This is a genomic window from Superficieibacter sp. BNK-5, assembly GCF_047456055.1.
In the GTDB taxonomy this organism is placed as follows: domain Bacteria; phylum Pseudomonadota; class Gammaproteobacteria; order Enterobacterales; family Enterobacteriaceae; genus Superficieibacter.
The window spans coordinates 3802787-3824342 of record NZ_CP179893.1 but is presented as its reverse complement, the minus strand read 5'-3'; the positions used below and the strand labels follow the sequence as shown (position 1 = coordinate 3824342).

Here is a 21556-nt window from a genome sequence, read left to right as displayed (position 1 = left end):
GTCTAATGCAACCCACCATTTTAAGTTGCGCGTTCAGCGATGAGCGTCTTCAATAACAGTTATTATTCACACACGGGAGGTATTCGTGGCAGAACAACTGGAGTTTTTCCCGCTGCAAAGCCCTTGCCGTGGCATCTGTCAGGTGGATGAACGCGGATTTTGTCGCGGCTGTATGCGCAGTCGGGAGGAGCGTTTTAACTGGCAGCATTTCAGTGATGCGCAAAAACAGCAGGTGCTGCGCCTGTGCCGCCAGCGTTTACTGCGTAAATTACGCGCAAACAAACCCGCCTCCGATGAAGAACCGCAGCAACCCTCACTTTTTTAATAACGTAATTACGTATACTCAATGAAATTCTTTGTTGAGGAAAATATGATGGTTCAACGTATTACCATGGCTCCGCAAGGGCCGGAATTTTCACGTTTTGTGATGGGCTACTGGCGGTTAATGGACTGGAAAATGTCCGCGCAGCAACTGGTCAGTTTTATCGAGGCGCACCTTGAACTGGGAATAACCACCGTCGATCATGCCGATATTTACGGTGGCTATCAGTGTGAAGCCGCCTTTGGCGAGGCGCTAAAACTCGCGCCGCATTTACGTGAGCAGATGGAAATTGTCTCCAAATGTGGGATAGCCATCACTGCCCGACCGGAAAACACGCTGGGGCACTACATAACCGATCGCGACCACATTATCCGCAGTGCCGAACAGTCGCTGAAAAATCTGGCGACCGACCGTCTGGATTTATTGCTGATCCATCGTCCCGACCCTCTGATGGACGCGGATGACGTCGCGGAGGCTTTTCTGGCTTTGCATCAGAGCGGAAAAGTACGTCATTTTGGGGTATCTAACTTTACGCCTCGTCAGTTCACCCTCCTGCAATCTCGCTTGCCGTTCACTCTGACCACCAATCAGGTCGAAATCTCTCCGGTGCACCAGCCGCTACTGCTTGATGGCACATTAGATCAGCTTCAGCAGTTGCGCATTCGCCCAATGGCGTGGTCATGCCTGGGGGGCGGGCGTTTATTTAATGACGAATCGTTCAGACCATTACGTGATGAGCTGACGAAAGTGGCACAGGAAGTCAATGCCGACAGCATTGAACAGGTGGTTTATGCCTGGATCCTACGCTTACCGTCGCTGCCGCTGCCGATTATTGGCTCCGGCAAAATCGAGCGCGTGCGCTCGGCCATCGCCGCTGAGCAACTGCAACTGACCCGTCAGCAGTGGTTCCGCATCCGTAAAGCCGCACTCGGATACGATGTGCCCTGACGCACGCTTTTAAGCACTTTCCGGTGAAAGCAGTGGCCGTGGTTTACACTTACCGCGGACACTGAATTTACCGGAGGTTATATGAAGCGTTTTAATCTGGCTCTTTTAGCGTTGGTTGTCTGTACCGGCGCGCAGGCCGCAAGTGAAGAAGTGCAGATGAATCTGGTCACCTCGCAGGGGATTGGTCAGTCCATCGGTGAAGTGAAAATTAGCGAGACCGACAAAGGGCTGGAGTTTGCACCCGATCTCAAAGCACTGCCACCCGGTGAGCGTGGTTTTCACGTACATGCCATGGGTAGTTGCGAACCCGCGATGAAGGAGGGGAAACCCAGCGCGGCAGAAGCCGCGGGCGGACATCTCGATCCGCAAAAAACAGGTAAACATGAGGGGCCGGAAGGTCATGGTCATACCGGCGATCTGCCCGTGCTGGTCGTGGACAAAGACGGTAAAGCCACTCAGTCCGTGATTGCCCCGCACCTGAAAAAACTTGATGAGGTGAAGGGCAAAGCGCTGATGATCCACGTCGGGGGCGATAACATGTCTGACAAACCTGAACCGTTAGGCGGTGGCGGGGCACGTTTCGCCTGTGGCGTCATTAAATAATCAGTGTTGAACCGGTGCGGCGGCGGGCGCCTGTTCCAGCTGCGAGAGGGAGCACTGTAATCGCCAGACAATCGCCGCCAGCTCTCTGGCGGCTGGCTGATGATGCCGTGAGAGGGTGTCACTAATTCGCTGTAATTCCTTTAATGTGACAGCCAGCGGGCGCTGCTGGACGCCGCGTTCGCTCATGACATCGCGTAACAGCGTCATACAAATATCCCGGACCTGCGCCAGCGGATCGGAACGCGTTTCCCATTCACGAAGCTGCCATACCACATGTGTACAATTCAGAAGCACGACGCCCCAGCGTAACAACCAGCGCCGTGCCAGGGCATCCTGGCTGGTACTGAGCTGGCTAATACGATGATAGACCAGCGACTCAAATTCATTTTCACTGTGAGTCGGATGCGAGCGAAGCTGATCAATAAAGTGACGCCGTAACGCCGTAATGTGGCGCCGGCTCTTTCGCGCATCTGAACCGGGGCGCAGCACGGCGAACGCCAGCCAGGCCAGGCCAACGCCAAGAATTTTGGCAATGTTATCATTGAGAAAATCAGCAAAATCGTAAACCGGCGGATTGGTCACCGCGATGAACGATCCCATAAAGACGATCAGCTGCCCCCACAGGCCCGCCTGCTTAGCGATTTGTAATTTGAACAGTTGCATAGTGGTCAACAGAGGGAACAGGAAAAGCAGGAATTGCCACAGCTCGGTGATCTGCACCATAAGGCCAAATTTGACGACGAAGCTAAAAAGGGACAGGAGCAGCAAGGTCCGCATTAGTAGCGTGAGGGAATTAAACGGCGAAGGCACCATGGCGTAGATCACGCAACCGATTGAGGTCATCGTCAGCGCTGCCGAGCCTGAATCCCACTGGGTGTTGATACTCCACGCGCCCACCATCAATAGTGCGGCAAAGGCGCGAAAGCCGTTCCACAGCGCTTCAATATAGTCAGTATGGCGTGCCAGCGCCGGACTGGCCGGGACCGCAAACTGCGCCACCGCTGAAGCGTTCTCCAGCCTGCGTAGCCAGCGGCTACTGCGCAAATACACAGAGCAAAAGTAGCGCAATCGCTGCCAGAAGGCATGGTGCCGATAATCCTGCGGATCACGCGGCGCAAGCGGCGCGATAATACGCGAAAGGGTGTAGATATCCGCATCCGGTCGGGCTAGTGCCTGAATCAGGTTGCTCAGTACCTGCTGCATATTCGCCGGAGGATTGGGCCAGTTCATCAGCATTCGTCGCTGGCTGGAGATAAGGCTGGTCATGCGCAACTGCTGATGCAAAAGGTAATTGAGCAGATTGTTTTGTCGACGAAAACGGTAATGGCTCCAGAATGCCTGAATGCGCAGCAGATTCATGGTCAGTATTTGGCGGATCACTCCTTCATGTGCGGTACGAATGGCATCGGTTGTGTCTTGCTGCCAGAGCAATGCCGCGTGCTCCAGCAGTCGTGCATGCATGTTTTTAAGCGCAGTCAGCAGCGTGGTGCCATCAGACGTACTGGGCAGAATCATCATCATCATGCCGCCGCACAGAATTCCCAGCATCACTTCGCACACGCGCGCTTGGGCTATTTCCCACAGTTGGGTGGCGTCAACAATATTAATTACCGGAAACGCGATGATTGCGGCGGTATAGCCTGAAAGCTGAAAAGCATAGGCAACGTTATTGTTGAACATGGCGCAGGCCCAGGTACAGAGTGCAATCCACGCCGAAATACTGAACAGAAACAGCCACGGGTCGACCAGCGTATGCCCCGCGATAATGAGGGCGGCTGTCGCACCTAACAGGCTCCCGGCGATGCGGCCAAAACTTTTACTGATGACGCCGCCGACCGTTGGAAAGCTAACCACTGCAGCAGAAGTCATTGCCCAATAGGGTTCATCCAGGTTCAGAGAATAAGCAACACTTAGTGCCAGGCACATCGCGATGGTATTACGCAACGCATAACGCCACTGTCCTGGAGTGGCTTTACCCCAGGGTAGCATTTGCCATGATAAGTGCACGGGACTCATTTACGTTCGCCAATCGCCACGCTGCACGTCGTCCCGGAGACCAGCGTGATATCTTTCGGAAGCTGATCAAATTCAATCCGTACCGGCACACGCTGCGCCAGTCTCACCCAGGGAATATTGGGTTTGATATCGGCTACCAGCCCGCTGTCGCTTTCAACGCTCTGATCGTAGATAGCTCTGCCAATACTGGATACGTGACCCTGTAACGTTTGATCGCTACTATAGAGAATGATTTTTGCCGTTTTTCCCGGCTGAATATGCCGTAGCTTCGTCTCTTCAAAATAGCCGATAACATAGAACGAATGGCTATCAACAAGGGCAAAAACCGGCTGACCTTCGGCGGCATAGTTGCCGACTCGGGTGGAGAGATTAGTGATCCATCCGTCAACCGGGGCTTTGACCGTGGTTTGTTCGAGTTGCCATCTGGCATGTGCAAGGGTTGCCTCCGCCGCCTCTACGCTGGCTTTCATGGCCTCTACCGACGTATTGGCGGTATCAAGATCTTCTGCTGAGATATAGTTTTGTGGCAAATTGCGGCGACGGCTGGCTTCATGGCTGGCTTTGGTAAGATCGGCGCGGGCTTTGGCTAATTGCGCTTGTGCATTGAGAACGGCGATGCGCCAGGGCGTTTCATCAAGCCGAAACAGCGTGTCGCCAGCCTTAACAAACTGGTTATCGACCACGTTTAAGGACTGGATCCTACCAGAAACTTGCGGCGTAATATTCACCTGCTCAGCACGAACTTTACCGTCCCGGGTCCATGGGGAGTGCATGTAGAAATTCCACATTGCCCATACTGCTGCCACGGCAACGACTACCACCAGTAAGGTAGAAAAGTATTTTAATTTTTTGAAAGACATAGCATCACCATGAGACGAGGATAACCAGCGCCAGACAAACGGAAAGCGCAAACAAAGAGAGATCCATCAGCATTGGATGCCAGATGTCGCCAGCATACATCCAGTCGCGCAGTTGGCGATGCACGACAAGCCAGATAAGAAACCCCACTATCACAGCTTTAAAAAGCGGGGGGAAGTAGATGGATGCACCAGCCACCAGATCCTCCAGGAGTAATCCTGAAGCATTGAAAATCAACTCCACGAGCAGAAATCCTTTGCAGTAAATGAGTATTGCCTCGTCAGCATCGACTAAGCTTGCAAACGGTGCGCCGGTTTTACTGAGTGTAAATCATTGCAATTCCCGGGGCGAATGCGGCAATGCATTTGTTTTGGCAATACAAATGCTGCACACTATTCTAAAATCAGTATAATAACTTAGCAAGCTAATTATAAGGAGATGAAATTGGAATCGCCATTAGGATCCGACCTGGCACGTTTAGTGCGAATCTGGCGGGCTCTGATTGACCATCGCCTCAAACCTCTGGAGTTAACGCAGACACATTGGGTCACGCTGCATAATATACATCAGCTACCTCCCGAACAGTCGCAAATTCAGTTGGCAAAAGCGATAGGTATTGAGCAGCCATCCCTGGTTCGTACATTAGATCAGCTGGAGGAAAAGGGGCTTATCTCCCGGCAAACCTGCGCAAACGATCGCCGTGCAAAACGCATTAAGCTTACCGCAAAAGCTGAGCCTCTCATTGCGGAAATGGAAGGCGTCATCAGTAAAACGCGGGGAGAAATCCTCTCTGGAATCTCTCCTGAGGAACTGGAATCCCTGATCAGTATGATTCAGCGTCTGGAACACAATATCATCGATCTCCAGGCAAAAGGATGAAGCCAGAGCCTTGCACGATGCAAGGCTCTTACTTTTCCCACACCACTACACGATTACGTCCCGTCTCTTTCGCCTGATACATCGCCTTATCTGCCCGTTCAACACATGTTTCGGCAGAGAGTAACGGGCTGGTTGCGGTATAGACTCCAAGCGAAATCGTGATCGGTTCCGGTAATTGCTGCTGGCTGGTCGCGGCATCATACCCGGCAAGGGTAAGGCGAATACGTTCGGCAATATTTTGTGCATCCTGCGCCGTTGTATTGGTCAGAAGCAAAGCAAATTCTTCACCGCCAATGCGTGCGGCCACATCATCCAGACGAACCGCCTGTTGCAGGACGCTGGCAACAAATTGAATCACTTTATCGCCTTGCAAATGTCCATACGTATCATTGATGCGCTTAAAACGGTCCAGATCGCTGACGATAACCGAGACGGGCCTGAGCGCGGACGCTTCAGCCAGTTGTTTGACCAGCGTATCGTAAAAATAGCTACGATTATGTAAGCGGGTCAGCGGATCGCGGATCGAATTTTGGTATGAATGAAGATATTTATTCCGCGAGTCGCGGTAAAGATTAAAAATGTCATAGAGCAGGGTGAAGATAATAAACAGGGTTGAGGTGGCTTCGAAAAATCGCGCCTGATACCAGGCCAGCCCGTCACTATTACGATCGGAAAGCAGAAAAAGCATGGTGAAAATATAACAGATACAAAAGAACCCGCCGCTAAACCAAAAAATATTCTTTAATTGGGAAACGCGTAGCAGTAAGAGTAACGTTAATGTCCATAACGCGACCAATAACAAACTTAAAAAGTCATTCCACAACGTTGTAAACGCATGCGTTTCATTATCCACCAGGGAAACATGTAACAGCGGATTATAACTGGAGTATAAATATGCCAGTATCAGCATTAAAAGCGTAAAACAGAGGATTCCTGAAACGATAATCGTATGAAACCATGCTCCTCGCTCGGCCCACTTTTGCTGACGGAATAAGACGACAGAGGCGGCAAATAACATCGCCATCATCATATTACGAAAAGTAAAAAAGATGATGGCGTCGTTGTAGTTAGCGATGCTGCTGGAGTGGCACATAAACCAGGCCGGAAAGCTGTGGAGCGTGCCGACCATCATGATGGCGGAGCCTGCGAACGCACAGGCGATAGCGACCAGATAAAGGTGTTTTTTATCGCACAGGTATTTCATCAGCATAAAGCCCGCGACCATGACATGAAACACCAGCAAAAAGATAGTCATTGCCGGAAAAAGCAGCGGCGAAAGCGGCTGGTCGAGTTGAATTAGCTGTCTGAATGCCAGTTCCAGTAGGGTAATGGCGATAAAACCGATCGCAAAGAAAAAGAAATAGCGATACAGGTGACGTTTTTTTTCACTCATTAATGACTTCCTGTTGTCCAGTGGAATACCAAAGGGCGTACCTGTCCATTCTTAGACCTTCAGCCTGGTTGTTAACTATTTTATAACTTATAGATAGTGTAAGTATTGCGCGGGAGCAAATATTTTGCGGGATATTTAATTCAATATATCAATTGAGTGAATGCAATATTAACTAGCAATACGAATATTGTATGTAATGGTGGTGTTCAGATGGGGGGAGCGTGTGCGTGGTGAATATTCACCACGCACGAAACGGTTATCGCGGGGAAACGGTAATCTGGCTGCCATTGCTGGCCATGGCGACACGCTGACCAGCAGAGAATTTAGAATCACCCTGTTTCTGCACCACCATGATGGTATTACCATCATCCTTACGGATCTCCAGTTCTACGCCCTGGGTTTTGTTCATTGAACCCTGAACGCCCTGGCCTGCCACGCCACCCGCCACAGCACCGGCGGCAGTTGCCAGCGAGCGACCTGCGCCGCCGCCAATTGTGTTACCGAGGAAACCACCCAGTACAGCGCCACCAATCGCGCCGATAGCATTCGAATCGTTACCACCCTGGATTTGCACGGGACGGACATTAACGATAGTGCCGTAAGTCACATTTTGAACCTGTTTGGCCTCTGATGCTGAATAAACGTCTCCGGATAGCCCACTGTTGTTCACACAGCCAGCCAGCGTAAAACCTATCATCGAAACGGCTAACACACGTAAAATCATCTATGAATCTCCTGTTCACCAAGAAAGCTCAGGCGAGCATCCGTCTATAAGTAATTATATGCGTTTCAACGCCACAGTTCATAGCGTGTGGCGAAACAATAGCAAAAATAATAATCTGTTGAGGATTAACCACACCTAAACGGCACATCCCATCGTACAAATATTGATAAAAACTATTAACGGATCATAGTATTAGGCATCATTTTGTGATGGAGTAAAACCATCGCCAGGCAAATTAAGGAAGACGAATGATATCGGGTCGCTACATTGGTGTTATGTCAGGCACCAGTCTTGATGGTGTAGATGTCGTCCTCGCGACTATTGATGAAAATATGGTAGCGCAACAGGCCAGCCTGTCATGGCCAATGCCGCTGGCAATAAAAGAGGCGATTCTGGCCATTTGTCAGGGGCAACAGTTGACATTGTCTCAACTGGGCCAATTAGATACTCGCCTGGGGCGCTTGTTTGCCGAGGCGGTACAGGCCCTGATGCGCCAGGAAAACCTGCGTCCGCAAGAGATTGTCGCCATTGGCTGTCATGGGCAAACCGTATGGCATGAACCCGGTGGCGATGCCCCACACACTCTACAAATTGGCGATAATAACCAGATTGTTGCTCACACCGGCATTACCGTAGTGGGTGATTTTCGCCGTCGCGATATGGCCCTCGGCGGTCAGGGCGCGCCGCTGGTGCCGGCTTTTCATCACGCGCTGTTAGCGCATCCCGACGAGCGGCGTATGGTGCTTAACATCGGCGGCATTGCCAACTTTTCGCTTCTGCTCCCGGCTAAGCCAGTGCGGGGGTATGACACCGGTCCGGGAAATATGCTGATGGACGCCTGGATCTGGCGTCAGCGGCAAAAACCCTATGATAAAGACGCTGAATGGGCCAGCGCGGGGAGGGTGATCATCCCGCTCTTGCAGGAGATGCTCAGCGATCCTTACTTTGCGGCCCCGGCCCCGAAAAGTACCGGTAGAGAGTATTTCAACTATGGCTGGCTTCAGTCACATTTATCGCGCTATCCGGGGCTGGATGCCGGAGATGTGCAGGCAACGCTGGCGGAGTTAACGGCGGTGACTATCGCTGAGCAGGTGTTGCTCAACGGCGGCTGCGATCGTCTGCTGGTCTGCGGCGGCGGTAGCCGAAATCCGCTGGTGATGGCGCGACTGGCCGGGCTGCTTGCCGGAACCGAAGTATCTACCACCGACGCCGCCGGGATATCAGGCGACGATATGGAAGCGTTGGCGTTCGCCTGGCTGGCATGGCGAACTATCGCCGGTAAGCCAGGGAATCTGCCGTCGGTCACTGGCGCATCTGAAGCAACCGTACTGGGGGCCATTTACCCCGCCAATCCGCGGCAAAATAAGAGTTAACCGAATAACCTGCTGGCTATTCTGACGTTAAACTGGGCGCTTTCAGGGAGGATGGATATATTCTCCCGCGTTCGGAACGTCTGAAGGATCCTTCCAATGAAAAAAATAGCCATCGCCGCCCTCCCGCTTATGCTTGCCGGTTGTAGTTACTATGGTCAAATGGTTGAGCGTATGCATACTGACACGCTTGAATACCAGTGTGACGAAAAGCCGTTAACCGTAAAGCTGAATAACACGCGTCAGGAAGTGAATTTCGTTTATGACAATAAACCGCTGACGCTTAAGCAGGGGCTTTCTGCATCTGGCACGCGATATACCGATGGGATCTGGGTCTTCTGGTCGAAGGGCGATAGTGCGACGGTCTACAACCGCGATCGTATTGTCCTGAACAACTGTCAGTTGCCCACGGCGAAGCGTTGAGATTTAGACCTGGGCAGCGCACAATAGCGCTACATGATTAACAGTCCAGGTCAAACGCTATGCCAGATAACGATGAACTCCAGCACATTGCGCATTCGCGCCGTGAATATACCCAGGGCGGCCTTCGTCGCCACGATCTCCCTTCGGAACCTCTGGTGCTGTTTGAGCGCTGGCTCAAACAAGCGTGCGATGCCCGGCTTGCCGATCCTACAGCAATGGTTGTCGCAACCGTTGATGAACACGGACAACCGTACCAGCGCATAGTGTTGTTAAAACACTATGATGAAAAAGGTCTGGTCTTTTACACCAACCTCGGCAGCCGCAAAGCGCATCATCTCGAACAAAACCCGCGTATCAGCCTGCTCTTTCCCTGGCATATGCTGGAGCGTCAGGTCATGGTCATCGGTAAAGCCGAACGGTTATCCACGCTTGATGTAATCAAATATTTTCACAGTCGTCCCCGCGACAGTCAAATTGGAGCCTGGGTCTCCCAGCAGTCCAGCCGTATTTCCGCGCGCGGTATTCTGGAGAGCAAGTTCCTTGAACTCAAACAGAAGTTTCAGCAAGGCGAGGTTCCGCTGCCGAGCTTCTGGGGCGGTTTCCGGGTGAGCTTCGAACAGATGGAATTCTGGCAGGGCGGCGAGCATCGCCTGCACGATCGTTTTTTATACCAGCGCGACGGCTATGAGTGGAAAATAGATCGTCTGGCACCGTAATGATGGCAAAATGTTGTTTTATGTACTGGTACTCCTGATTCCGGCGCTTTATTCTATGACTCTTTCGCATCAGGCGAACAGTCGTGTACCGGCAAAGGTGCAGTCGTTTTATACATGGAGATTTTGATGGCAAGCAGTAACTTGATTAAACAATTGCAAGAGCGGGGGCTTATTGCCCAGATTACGGACGAAGAAGCGTTAGCGGAGCGACTGGCGCAAGGGCCAATTGCACTCTATTGCGGTTTCGATCCTACCGCTGATAGCTTGCATTTGGGGCATCTTGTTCCATTGTTATGCCTGAAACGCTTCCAGCAGGCCGGGCATAAACCTGTTGCATTGGTGGGCGGCGCGACTGGCCTCATTGGCGATCCCAGCTTCAAAGCTGCCGAGCGTAAACTGAATACCGAAGATACGGTGCAACAGTGGGTGGATAAAATCCGCAAACAGGTTGCGCCATTCCTCGATTTTGACTGCGGCGACAATTCGGCCATCGCGGCTAATAACTACGACTGGTTTGGCGGCATGAATGTGCTGACCTTCCTGCGCGATATTGGCAAACACTTCTCCGTTAACCAGATGATTAACAAAGAAGCGGTCAAGCAGCGTCTCAACCGTGACGACCAGGGGATCTCTTTTACCGAGTTCTCCTACAACCTGCTTCAGGGCTATGATTTTGCCTGCCTGAATAACCTGCACGGCGTTGCGCTGCAAATCGGTGGCTCCGATCAGTGGGGGAATATTACCTCCGGTATCGATCTGACGCGCCGACTGCATCAAAATCAGGTGTTTGGTCTGACGGTTCCGTTGATTACCAAAGCGGACGGCACTAAATTTGGCAAAACCGAAGGTGGGGCGGTCTGGCTCGATCCGAAAAAAACCAGCCCGTATAAGTTCTACCAGTTCTGGATCAATACTGCGGATGCAGACGTTTATCGCTTCCTGAAATTCTTCACCTTTATGGATATCGCAGACATTAATGCGCTGGAAGAGGAAGATAAAAACAGTGGTAAAGCACCGCGTGCGCAATACGTCCTGGCCGAACTGGTGACGCGTCTGGTTCATGGCGAAGAAGGACTGACGGCTGCAAAACGCATTACCGAAAGCCTGTTCAATGGCACCCTCAGCGCCCTGAGTGAAGCTGACTTCGAACAGCTCGCTCAGGACGGCGTGCCGATGATCGAAATGGAGAAAGGTGCTGATCTGATGCAGGCGCTGGTGGATTCTGAGCTTCAGCCCTCTCGCGGTCAGGCGCGTAAAACCATCGCCTCCAATGCGGTCACGATTAACGGTGAAAAACAGATCGATCCTGAATATACCTTTGCTGATAGCGATCGTCTGTTCGGACGTTACACTCTGCTGCGTCGGGGTAAGAAAAACTACTGCTTGATCTGCTGGAAGTAACTCAGCGAGGCAAAGAGGGGCGTGGGAAACCACGCCCCTGATTTTTTGGCTCAGGCAGTAAAAAAGAAGAACTAACGAGGCTGTGACAACATGTTTTTGCTATTGTACGCGCCGCTTTGCCGGGTGGCGGCTTCGCCTTATCCAGCCTACAAAAACATCAATATCAACCGTTTATCCGCAGGCCTGTGCAAGCGAAGCGCCGCCAGGCATAATTCCACGATATGACGTTTGTCAGCAGGCTGAATATACTTGCCACACTCTCTGTCAGAGTCCTTCCGCCGCCAGCGCGGCAATCACCGCGGGTCGCGCCGCGACACGTTCCATATAGGCATTCACATTGCTCAGGTCGTCCATCTTCAGTTTTACCGCCCGCGCCCAGCGCAGAACGGTAAAAAGATAGGCGTCAGCAATGGTAAAGCGTAAACCGTTAATCCACTGCTTATCTCTCAGCGCTTCTTCAACGAACTGGAGTTTTTTCTCCAGCTGCGCACGTACAGCGGGTTTGTACTCTTCTGGCGTATCCGGACGGAACAATGGGGTGAAACCTTTATGCAGCTCAGTGGCAACATAATTGAGCCACTCCAGCGCCTTATAACGCGTAATACTGCCTACCGGAGCCAGAAGCTGACGGTCAGGGACGCTGTCAGCAATATACTGCATGATCGCTGTGCCTTCGGTAAGCACCGTATTGTCATCCAGTTGAATGGCCGGAACCTGGCCTTTCGGGTTGACGTTGAAAAAGTCGCCACCATTTTCCAGATGTTTATTTGCCAGATCGACTTTCTCCAGCGTAAAGTCCACGCCACTTTCACGCAGAACAATATGTGAAGCGAGAGAACAGGCACCGGGTTTATAAAATAGCTTCATCAGACACTCCTTCGAAGGCAACAGTATGCGTGATCGTATGGTAGTGCGACAGCCGCTAAAAAAAAAGCCGCTAACAGGGTTAGCGGCTTAAAAGGCTGTGTTTCCCGATGATATTACGCGGCAGGCGTCTGCGCTGCTATCACGTCTTTCTCGTCGCTTTGTGTCATGCGGTTAAGTTTCGGCGCTGTAAGTAGCATCAGAATAGCGATGACGCCGGTAGCAATACCGATCTGCATGAAGACATGGCTATAGACCTGTAAGGAAAGCAGAGGATCGGTAACGTCTTCCGGAACCGCCATCATGTTAGCGACATAGCCGCCAATCAGGTTAGCGCCTGCCGTGGTAAGGAACCAGCTACCCATGATGAAGCCCATCAAACGCTGAGGCACCAGCTGTGCAACCATGGCCAGACCCAGACCAGAGATCATCAGTTCGCCTACGCTCTGCAAGGCATAACTCAGGACCAGCCAGCCTACAGATACGATGCCGGCATCGGTAGCCAGTTTTGCCCCTAACGGCAGGACCAGGAACGCGCCTGCGCACAGCACCATACCGATAGCAAATTTGGTTGGCATCGGCAGCGTATCGCCCATTTTGTTATAAATAGCGGCCAGAATCGGGCTACCAATAATGATCCAGAACGGGTTCAGGGCCTGATACTGTTCTGGCTGGACGGTAATGCCGAAAATGGCATGTTCAACGTTGTGGATCGCAAAGAAGTTCAGCGACGTTGGCATCTGGCTATACAGCACGAAGAAAATAATAGCCTGAAGCATCAGAATGAACGCGACGATCATTTTACGACGGGCAGCACCCTGCATCGAAAATGCTTCTTTGCCAAAGATACAGATAATACCCAGAGCAATAACACCCAGTACCATGCGTGCGATTTGCTGGTTATGCAGCAACCAGGTAGCAATCGTAACCAGAATTACAACACCGACGATGGTCATTAACAGTTTGCCGACCTTCAGGGGTTCGAAATCTGGTTTGGAACCGTACTGTTTTACCCAACGCTGGCAGAAGGCAAAGTTGACCACGGTGATCAGCATACCTACAACGCTCAGGGCGAACGCCACGCTCCAGCCGAACTCCGCTGCCAGCCACGGGGTTGCCAGCATTGAGAAGAAGGAGCCAATGTTGACGGCCATGTAGTACATGGTAAAGGCACCGTCGAGACGCGGGTCATCTTTTGCATAGCAGGTAGAGAGCAGGGAAGACGGGTTAGCTTTAAACAGCCCGTTACCTACCGCGATAGTAGCCATACCCATATAGACGACAGCGACATCATGCCCGGACCAGGCGACCAGCGCGTAGCCAATGGCCAGTACGATTGCACCAAGCATAATGACGCGTTTGGTGCCGAGGACTTTATCACCCAGCCAGCCGCCAATAGCGACCAGACCATAGACCAAAGCACTGAATGATGAAAACAGCGTAATAGAGTCCGTTTCAGTCATACCCAGTTGTTTCACCAGGTAAACCGCCATAATCCCTTGCAGGCCGTAGAAACCAAAACGTTCCCATAACTCAATCGAGAAGATGAGATAGAACGCTTTTGGTTGTTTGAAAGCGTTCATACTTACGCTTTCTGTTGGTTTATTGTTTGCAGTTGACACATATACCTCTTTTTTTACATCCCATATCAACGGGGGCGTTTTCGGTGGGATGCTCAATAAACATCCACTTTATAGTTATTCTGGAGGGGAAACGGCAGCTAATGTTCACTATCCTGCCCGCTCAGGCAATACTTTTGTAATAGTCTGTTACATATAAATTTTACCGTATAATTAACCTGCTATGCAAATGTTATTCAGCGTTTAATTTCATCGTTTCGCCATTAGTGGTTTTTTAAACTGGAAAAAGGCGGAGGGATCGGGATGGTGGCGATATATTTTGCTGTTTTGGTCTTTTTGCAGTGATATAGGCCATATTCTGAAAAAAAGATGGTTTATTGTTTTGTTCTTCATTGGTTTCATAAAAGTAATGCAGATCTAAGTATCGATAATAAGAACAAATTCTTAACATTACGTTAAATAACTGACCTGGCAGGTAAGCGCTTAGAAAATTTTTGTTCTGAAAAAAGGATTTCACTGGCCAGAGATTCTAACGCAGCGAAAAATCATGGGCAGAGGGTGAGGGATAACGCACTATGCGGCATGAAACCGCTGCCAGCAGGCAGCGACATTACCGCCTTTTGCCTGCCGACTGCGATCTCAGGCATACACTTTTTCTTTATACTCGCAGACATCTTCAATGATGCAGGAGCCACAGCGTGGTTTACGTGCGATACAGGTGTAGCGCCCGTGCAAAATTAACCAGTGGTGACAGTCGACTTTAAACTCGGCGGGAACCACTTTAAGTAACTTTTCTTCTACCTGTTCGACATTTTTACCTGGGGCAAATTGTGTTCGATTGCAAACGCGAAAAATATGCGTATCTACCGCGATGGTTGGCCAGCCAAAAGCGGTATTGAGCACTACGTTCGCCGTTTTACGCCCCACGCCCGGCAACGCTTCGAGGGCAGCTCTGTCTTCCGGCACCGCTCCATCATGTAATTCAATCAACATCCGGCAGGTCTTGATCACGTTCTCGGCCTTACTGTTATAAAGGCCAATGGTTTTAATATAAGACTTGATTCCGTCTACCCCCAGCTCAAGCATCGCCTGCGGCGTGTTGGCTACCGGATACAATTTAGCAGTCGCTTTATTAACGCTGACGTCGGTCGCCTGGGCAGAAAGCAGCACGGCGATCAGCAATTCAAACGGTGAGTTGAAGTGAAGCTCTGTCGTCGGATGCGGATTGTTATCACGCAAGCGGGTAAGAATAGTCAGTCGTTTTTGGTTGTTCATCAGGCCTTCTCTGACGCCGTAGGTGCAGACATCACGGAGTTGACCGCGGCCTGCGCCCGACGTTTTTTAGAACGTTCATCAATCAGGTATTTTACCGCCAGCATCATGCCGAGACCAATAAAAGCGCCTGGAGGGAGCATCGCTAACAGGAAAGGCGTATCGGTGTGGAAGATTTCAACCCGCAGCGCTTTAGCCCACGGACCGAGCAACGCGTCCGCGCCGTCAAATAGCGTACCGTTACCCAGAATTTCACGCAGCGAGCCAAGCACAAACATCGCACTTGTCGCGCCCATGCCGATAGAAAAACCATCCAGCGCGGAGAGCGGCACGCTTTTTTTGGCAGCAAACGCTTCTGCACGCCCAATGACAATGCAGTTGGTCACGATCAAGGGAATAAAAATCCCCAGTGACTGATACAGTCCATAAGCGTAAGCATTAATAAGCATTTGTACGACGCTGACCACAGAGGCAATGATCATGACGTAAATGGGAATACGAATTTCAGCAGGAACCCAGCGGCGAAGGGAGGAGACCGCTGTGTTGGTCAGCGTCAGCACTAACGTCGTTGCCAGCCCAAGGCCAAGCGCATTAGTGGCGGTCGAGGTCACCGCAAGCAGGGGGCACAGTCCCAACAGTTGCACCAGCGCGGAGTTATTTTTCCACAGGCCCTGAACAATAACGTCTTTGACTTCGCTCATGGTTTATTCTCCACAGGCTGAGAGTTGAGAAAGTTGTGCAGGCAGCGTTTCAGCATACAGACCCGTGCGTTTAACCGCATTCACTACCGCGCGCGGGGTAATGGTCGCCCCGGTAAATTGATCGAAATCACCGCCGTCTTTTTTCACCGCCCAGTGGCTGTCATTCTCGCCGTTAATTTTTTTCCCGGCAAAATGGGTGATCCAGTCGGAGAGACGCAGTTCAATTTTATCCCCCAGGCCGGGCGTTTCATGGTGTTCAATAACGCGTGAACCGAGTACGGTACCGTGAAAATCTGCCCCGACCAATAGCTTTATGGCTCCGGAATAACCGTCCGGGGCCGTGCTTTCCAGAACGGCCGCAACCGGGGTTTTGTCATGAGTGGCAATATAGACCCGATGTTGCCCTGTACCCAGTGCAGGCGCGCTCACCAGATAACAACTTTTTTGCAAATCGTTGTTATACAGATCCATCGGGAGCACCTGATCGAAAAGCGCTTTCTGCTGGCTGGCTGCCTGCTGCGCGATAGTATTTTTTGTTACCTGATCGATGGCCGCCGTTAGCCCCGTGGTGCCAATGGCAAAAAGCGCCAGCGTGACGCCATGTTTACGCATAGTCTTCAGCATGTTCTTTCCTCAGCGATGACCGTAAACGCGGGGACGCGTGTAGTAATCAATCAGCGGTACGGTAATATTTGCCAGCAGCACCGCAAACGCCACGCCATCAGGATAGCCGCCGAAACTGCGGATAAGCCAGACGAGAAGCCCCGCCAGCGCACCAAAAATCAGCCTGCCGCGATTGGTGGTGGAGGCGGTAACCGGGTCGGTCAAAATAAAGAAGGCCCCTAACATCGTCGCGCCTGAGAACAGGTGAATGGACGGTGACGCCAGATGATCGGGGGCAAAGAGCCAGCCGAGCGTAGAGCACACGGCAAGGCTTACGATAAAGCTTAGCGGGATATGCCAGCGAATCGCTTTTTGCCACAGTAAAAACGCACCACCGGCCAGAAACGCCAGATTCACCCACTGCCAGCCAACACCTGCGAACGCGCCCTGATAAATCGTGGACTGCATAATCTGCGTCACATCATGCCCGGCATGCAGCGAGGTTTTAAAGGTATCCAGCGGCGTCGCCTGACTAATGCCGTCGATACCAAGACGCAGGGCATTCATATCATAACCCGCGGCGGTATGGCCGCTGAAAATGATCTGTAGCACCTCTACAACACCGGGCGTTCTGGCAGCGATATCCTGCGGCGGTAACCACGATGTCATTTGTACCGGAAAGGAAATCAACAGCACCACATAGCCAATCATTGCGGGATTAAACGGGTTATGTCCAAGGCCACCATAAAGCTGTTTCGCGATGATGACGGCAAAAACAGTGCCCAGCACTACCATCCACCATGGCGCAAGCGGGGGGATGCTGATAGCCAATAATACGCCGGTCAGCCACGCCGAATTATCAGACAGAATTCCGCCGACAGACTGCTTGCGCAATTTAAGCACGATGGCTTCTGCGCCCCAGGCTGACACGCTGGCGAGGATCAGCTGTATTAATGTTCCCCAGCCAAAAAACCAGATCTGCGTAGCGATGCCCGGCAGGGTCGCCAGCAGCACCAGCATCATAATGCGTGATGTCTGGCGCTGATTATGGGTATAGGGAGAACTTGCAATTCTGAAAACCATTTAATCCTCGTTAACGGCCTGCTGTGCTGATTTTCGTGCCTGAACGCGGGCGATTGCGGCTGCGACCGCAGCTTTTCGCGGGTCGACTGGCTCTGAAGCGGCATCACTCTGCGTCTGCTGTTCCGCTTTACGGGCTTTGGCGCGGGCAATTGCCGCTTCCACGGCAGCTTTTCGCGGGTCGACTGGCTCTGAAGCCGCGTCATTCTGCGTCTGCTGTTCCGCTTTGCGGGCTTTGGCGCGGGCAATTGCTACTTCAACGGCGGCTTTACGCGGGTCGACTGGCTCTGAAGCCGCATCACTCTGCGTCTGCTGTTCCGCTTTACGGGCTTTGGCGCGGGCAATTGCCGCTTCCACGGCAGCTTTTCGCGGGTCGACTGGCTCTGAAGCCGCGTCATTCTGCGTTTGCTGTTCCGCTTTGCGGGCTTTGGCGCGGGCAATTGCCGCTTCGACGGCGGCTTTGCGAGGATCGGAAACCTCTACACCCTGATCCGTCTGCTGGATCTTTTCTGCTTTAAGAGCACGTGCCTGCGCTTTGCGAGCTTCACGCGCAGCAATAACCTCGCGATTATCCGGAGTTTCTCCGGATTGAACCACGACCGGCTGGCCTGCGGCCTGCTGTTTTTCCCGCACCCTGGCGATAGCCGCCTGAATCGCATCCTGATCCTGCGCGGCAGGTTGTACGGCTGAGCGCTTGTGACGCTCCTGACGCGCCACTTTCTCCCGCTCAAGGCGTGCCTGACGCGCTTCAAAGCGAGCTTTAGCTTCAGCCGCCCGTTTATCCTCAAGACTGATAGCGTAAATTTCGGCCTTTTCCTGACGGAAGTACTGCACCAGCGGAATATTACTTGGGCAAACCCAGGCACAGGCCCCGCATTCAATACAATCCTGAAGGTTGTGCGCCGTGGCCTTATCATGCTGCTGACCTTTACTAAACCAGTACAGCTGTTGCGGCAGAAGATCGGCTGGGCAGGCATCAGCGCAAGCACTGCAGCGGATACAGCCTTTTTCTTCCTGCTGCTCACCCATCTCATCGAGGGATGGCGCGAGCAGGCAGTTAGTTATTTTGACCACTGGCACATCCAGCCATGGAAGGGTAAAGCCCATCAGGGGGCCACCCATAATGACCATCTGCTCGGAAGACGGGTAAAAACCAGCGAATTCCAGCAAATGACGCACAGGGGTACCCAGCCGGGCCCAGACATTACCCGGTCTGGTGACAGCATCACCGGTCAGCGTGACAACACGCTCCGTCAGTGGCTCACCGTCAATAACCGCCCGTTTAATCGCATAAGCAGTGCCGACGTTTTGCATTAACACGCCAATATCAGATGAGCGACCGCCGTGCGGCACCTGTTTACCGGTCAGAATTTGCGTAAGCTGCTTAGCTCCCCCGAAGGATATTTAGTAGGGATCACCCGCAGAGAAATATCGTGCGCATCTGCCAGTACTGCACGCAGCATGGAAATAGCCTGCGGCTTGTTATCTTCAATGCCGATCAACACCTGGCGGGGCTGTAAAATATGCGCGAGGATACGCACGCCTTCGATAATTTGCGCGGCGCACTCCTGCATCAGCCGATCGTCAGCGGTGATATACGGTTCGCACTCGGCCGCATTAATAATCAGCGTTTCGATTTTATCGCCGCCGCCGCGCAGTTTACTGCCGGTAGGGAAGCCTGCACCGCCTAACCCCGCCACGCCGTATTGATGAATTCGCTCGATAAGATCGTCACGGCTTTTACTGTGATAGTCTTGCCAGCCGTCCCGATCTATCCAGCGGTCTTCGCCGTCGGCATCAATAATCACGCTTAATTCAGCCAGCGCGGAAGGATGTGCGGTAGAGTGGGGCGCAATCGCCGTCACCACGCCAGATGTGGGCGCATGTACAGGCAGCATGCGTCCCCAGCCGCGGGTTAACGGCTGGCCACGCAGAACATAATCGCCAGCCTTCACGCACAGCTCGCCCTCAGCACCAATGTGCTGCTTCAGTGGAATAACAAAGCGTTGCGCCAGCGGCACTTGCCGCAGCGGCGTCACGCTGGACTGAGTTTTCATCTCCGGCGGATGGATGCCACCGTTGAAATCCCAAATCTTGTCCTTTCTGAAGGCAGAGAATAGTTTAAACATGGTGTTCCACAGGAATGATACGGACGGGGATGGTCTGTAAATCCCATTTCCAGTTTTCAGTGGTGGTGGCTGCCGGTTGCAGGGTAATACACCGCGTCGGGCAGGGGTCCACACACAGATTACAGCCTGTGCACAGGTCGTTCATCACAGTATGCATTGCGCGAGTTGCGCCAATAATGGCATCAACCGGGCAAGCCTGGATGCATTTGGTACAACCAATGCAATTATCCTCATCGATAACAGCCAGCATCCGAACCGGCTCAAGCGTCTGCGCATCGCCCTCTATCGGCTGCGGGTCAACGTTAAGCAAGGTGGCTATTTTCAGCATGACCGCTTCGCCACCGGGCGCACATTTATTGATGCTCTCACCGTTGCGACCTACCGCCTCAGCGTAGGGGCGACAGCCGGGAAAACCACACTGCCCGCACTGGCTCTGCGGTAAAATGGCATCAATTTTTTCAACAATTGGATCTTCCTCAACCGCAAAGCGACGGGAGGCGTAGCCCAACAGAATGCCAAAAATTAGCCCGAGAATCCCGAGCGCCGCAATGGCTATCCAGATTGCCGTCATCACAACTTCACCAGACCGCTAAAGCCCATAAAGGCCAGTGACATAAGACCAGCGGTAATCAGGGCGATGGCGTTGCCACGAAACGGCGCGGGCACGTCGGCCACCGCCAGGCGCTCGCGAATGGCGGCGAACAAAACCATCACCAGGGAGAAACCCGCCGCAGCCGAGAAGCCGTACAGCGCCGACTGAAGAAAGTTATGTCCAAGATTAATATTCAACAGGGCTACGCCGAGCACCGCGCAGTTGGTGGTGATCAGCGGCAGAAAAATACCCAGCAAGCGATACAGCGCCGGGCTGGTTTTGCGTACCACCATCTCGGTAAACTGCACAACCACGGCAATGACCAGGATAAAGGCCAGGGTACGCAGATAGACTAAATCCAGCGGAATGAGGATCCAGTTATCAATCAGCCATGCACAGACAGACGCCAGCGTCATCACAAAGGTGGTGGCCAGTCCCATACCCATCGCTGTTTCCAGCTTTTTAGAGACCCCCATAAAGGGGCACAGGCCCAGAAACTTCACCAGGACGAAGTTGTTTACCAGGACTGTTCCAACAAATAGCAATAAATAGTCAGTCATTATTCGACCTGAAACAAAAAAAGCCGTCTATTATCGGTCAAACCAGACCAGGCGACAACAGGATAACTGTAGGGTTATTACGGATTGACGAAAGTGCTTTTTACCCGCTGCGATCGTCTGAAATAGGGGGCCAGTAGCGCAGCCGCAAGAAGAGGGAATAGCAGTTGCCTGATTGCCAGCGCGTCGGAAACCGGGGCGAAGGCAAAGGCCTTGATTGCCAACACCACGGAGATCAGTAGCCAGACAATATAGTGCTTCGGCACTGATTTACGGCGTTTGAAAAAGGCGATGGTTAACCACAGCGTATAATACCACATGGCGACGGCGAACGCGCAGGAGATAGCCCACAGGGTGACATAGCTGCTGCTTTGCGTCTTCAGCGACGCCAACATTTCTGGTGTCATTAGCGCGCCTGCATAAATTAATAACGATAGCGACGCGCTGAATAAAGCCAGCAGCAGCCAGGCTAAAGGTGCCAGCAGCCAGCCGCCAATACGTTCACCGGATTTTACAGACATGCCC

At 52.3% G+C, this 21556-nt stretch carries 22 protein-coding genes and 1 pseudogene; 8 read left to right on the top strand and 15 right to left on the bottom strand.

Features of this window, described 5'->3' with window-relative positions; all coding sequences use genetic code 11:
- Positions 1 to 85 precede the first annotated feature (85 nt).
- From ACMGGS_RS18265 to sodC, 3 genes are all read left to right on the top strand, one after another.
- Positions 86 to 325 carry a DUF1289 domain-containing protein gene (locus tag ACMGGS_RS18265; RefSeq protein WP_176920848.1) on the top strand — a complete coding sequence of 80 codons (240 nt, stop codon included), beginning with the start codon at positions 86 to 88 and terminating at the stop codon, positions 323 to 325.
- Positions 326 to 373: 48 nt separating this feature from the next.
- Positions 374 to 1270 carry an aldo/keto reductase gene (locus ACMGGS_RS18260; RefSeq protein WP_414166311.1) on the top strand — a complete coding sequence of 299 codons (897 nt, stop codon included), beginning with the start codon at positions 374 to 376 and terminating at the stop codon, positions 1268 to 1270.
- 81 nt (positions 1271 to 1351) lie between these two features.
- Entirely contained in the window at positions 1352 to 1873 is a 522-nt protein-coding gene (gene sodC, locus ACMGGS_RS18255; protein WP_414163811.1) for a superoxide dismutase [Cu-Zn] SodC, read from the top strand.
- Here the strand turns inward: sodC and ACMGGS_RS18250 are convergent, their stop codons facing one another.
- The 3 genes from ACMGGS_RS18250 to ACMGGS_RS18240 are packed head-to-tail and all read right to left on the bottom strand — an operon-like array spanning position 1874 to position 4990.
- A complete protein-coding gene (locus tag ACMGGS_RS18250) occupies positions 1874 to 3889 on the bottom strand; it encodes an FUSC family protein (protein ID WP_414163810.1) in 2016 nt (671 codons plus the stop codon). It abuts the gene before it with no gap.
- On the bottom strand, positions 3886 to 4749 hold the full coding sequence (locus ACMGGS_RS18245) for an efflux RND transporter periplasmic adaptor subunit (RefSeq protein ID WP_414163809.1): 864 nt from the start codon (positions 4747 to 4749) through the stop codon (positions 3886 to 3888). Before ACMGGS_RS18245 ends, ACMGGS_RS18250 begins: the two co-directional genes overlap by 4 nt.
- 4 nt (positions 4750 to 4753) lie before the next feature.
- A complete protein-coding gene (locus ACMGGS_RS18240; protein ID WP_176920843.1) occupies positions 4754 to 4990 on the bottom strand; it encodes a DUF1656 domain-containing protein in 237 nt (78 codons plus the stop codon).
- Between the two features lie 195 nt (positions 4991 to 5185).
- Between ACMGGS_RS18240 and slyA the strand changes: the two genes are divergently transcribed.
- A complete protein-coding gene (gene slyA, locus ACMGGS_RS18235; RefSeq protein ID WP_304949796.1) occupies positions 5186 to 5626 on the top strand; it encodes a transcriptional regulator SlyA in 441 nt (146 codons plus the stop codon).
- A gap of 28 nt (positions 5627 to 5654) precedes the next feature.
- On the opposite strand, the gene ACMGGS_RS18230 is transcribed toward slyA, so the two are convergent.
- Together ACMGGS_RS18230 and slyB are read right to left on the bottom strand one after the other, a co-directional pair.
- Positions 5655 to 7019, bottom strand: a complete 1365-nt coding sequence (locus tag ACMGGS_RS18230; RefSeq protein WP_414163808.1) for a GGDEF domain-containing protein — start codon at positions 7017 to 7019, stop codon at positions 5655 to 5657.
- A 256-nt stretch (positions 7020 to 7275) separates the two neighbouring features.
- Positions 7276 to 7743 carry an outer membrane lipoprotein SlyB gene (gene slyB, locus ACMGGS_RS18225; protein ID WP_414163807.1) on the bottom strand — a complete coding sequence of 156 codons (468 nt, stop codon included), beginning with the start codon at positions 7741 to 7743 and terminating at the stop codon, positions 7276 to 7278.
- 248 nt (positions 7744 to 7991) lie between these two features.
- On the opposite strand from slyB, the gene anmK reads away from it, so the two are divergent.
- The 4 genes from anmK to tyrS all read left to right on the top strand — a co-directional run bounded on the left by anmK (position 7992) and on the right by tyrS (position 11653).
- On the top strand, positions 7992 to 9116 hold the full coding sequence (gene anmK, locus ACMGGS_RS18220) for an anhydro-N-acetylmuramic acid kinase (protein WP_414163806.1): 1125 nt from the start codon (positions 7992 to 7994) through the stop codon (positions 9114 to 9116).
- A gap of 96 nt (positions 9117 to 9212) precedes the next feature.
- Positions 9213 to 9536, top strand: coding sequence for a C-type lysozyme inhibitor (gene mliC, locus ACMGGS_RS18215; RefSeq protein ID WP_414163805.1), 324 nt, complete (start codon positions 9213 to 9215; stop codon positions 9534 to 9536).
- Between the two features lie 59 nt (positions 9537 to 9595).
- Positions 9596 to 10252, top strand: coding sequence for a pyridoxamine 5'-phosphate oxidase (gene pdxH, locus ACMGGS_RS18210; RefSeq protein ID WP_414163804.1), 657 nt, complete (start codon positions 9596 to 9598; stop codon positions 10250 to 10252).
- Positions 10253 to 10378: 126 nt separating this feature from the next.
- Positions 10379 to 11653 carry a tyrosine--tRNA ligase gene (tyrS, locus tag ACMGGS_RS18205; RefSeq protein ID WP_414163803.1) on the top strand — a complete coding sequence of 425 codons (1275 nt, stop codon included), beginning with the start codon at positions 10379 to 10381 and terminating at the stop codon, positions 11651 to 11653.
- A 264-nt stretch (positions 11654 to 11917) separates the two neighbouring features.
- Here the strand turns inward: tyrS and gstA are convergent, their stop codons facing one another.
- The 10 genes and pseudogenes from gstA to ACMGGS_RS18155 form a co-directional block, all read right to left on the bottom strand.
- Positions 11918 to 12520 carry a glutathione transferase GstA gene (gene gstA / locus ACMGGS_RS18200; RefSeq protein ID WP_414163802.1) on the bottom strand — a complete coding sequence of 201 codons (603 nt, stop codon included), beginning with the start codon at positions 12518 to 12520 and terminating at the stop codon, positions 11918 to 11920.
- Between the two features lie 113 nt (positions 12521 to 12633).
- The gene (gene dtpA, locus ACMGGS_RS18195; RefSeq protein WP_414163801.1) at positions 12634 to 14139 is read right to left on the bottom strand and encodes a dipeptide/tripeptide permease DtpA; all 1506 of its coding nucleotides are present in this window, start codon (positions 14137 to 14139) and stop codon (positions 12634 to 12636) included.
- Positions 14140 to 14736: 597 nt separating this feature from the next.
- Entirely contained in the window at positions 14737 to 15372 is a 636-nt protein-coding gene (gene nth / locus ACMGGS_RS18190) for an endonuclease III (protein ID WP_414163800.1), read from the bottom strand.
- Positions 15372 to 16070 carry an electron transport complex subunit E gene (locus ACMGGS_RS18185; RefSeq protein WP_414163799.1) on the bottom strand — a complete coding sequence of 233 codons (699 nt, stop codon included), beginning with the start codon at positions 16068 to 16070 and terminating at the stop codon, positions 15372 to 15374. Before ACMGGS_RS18185 ends, nth begins: the two co-directional genes overlap by 1 nt.
- 3 nt (positions 16071 to 16073) lie before the next feature.
- A complete protein-coding gene (gene rsxG / locus ACMGGS_RS18180) occupies positions 16074 to 16694 on the bottom strand; it encodes an electron transport complex subunit RsxG (RefSeq protein ID WP_414163798.1) in 621 nt (206 codons plus the stop codon).
- A 9-nt stretch (positions 16695 to 16703) separates the two neighbouring features.
- Positions 16704 to 17756 (bottom strand): electron transport complex subunit RsxD, encoded by a 1053-nt coding sequence (gene rsxD / locus ACMGGS_RS18175; RefSeq protein WP_414163797.1) that lies wholly within the window; start codon positions 17754 to 17756, stop codon positions 16704 to 16706.
- Positions 17757 to 19882 (bottom strand): annotated as a pseudogene (gene rsxC / locus ACMGGS_RS18170) (electron transport complex subunit RsxC).
- Positions 19875 to 20453, bottom strand: coding sequence for an electron transport complex subunit RsxB (gene rsxB, locus ACMGGS_RS18165; protein WP_414166310.1), 579 nt, complete (start codon positions 20451 to 20453; stop codon positions 19875 to 19877). The pseudogene rsxC and the gene rsxB overlap by 8 nt, the downstream one beginning before the upstream one ends.
- Positions 20453 to 21034 carry an electron transport complex subunit RsxA gene (gene rsxA / locus ACMGGS_RS18160; protein WP_414163796.1) on the bottom strand — a complete coding sequence of 194 codons (582 nt, stop codon included), beginning with the start codon at positions 21032 to 21034 and terminating at the stop codon, positions 20453 to 20455. Before rsxA ends, rsxB begins: the two co-directional genes overlap by 1 nt.
- Positions 21035 to 21111: 77 nt before the next feature.
- Positions 21112 to 21552, bottom strand: a complete 441-nt coding sequence (locus ACMGGS_RS18155; protein WP_176920828.1) for a DUF2569 family protein — start codon at positions 21550 to 21552, stop codon at positions 21112 to 21114.
- Positions 21553 to 21556 lie beyond the last annotated feature (4 nt).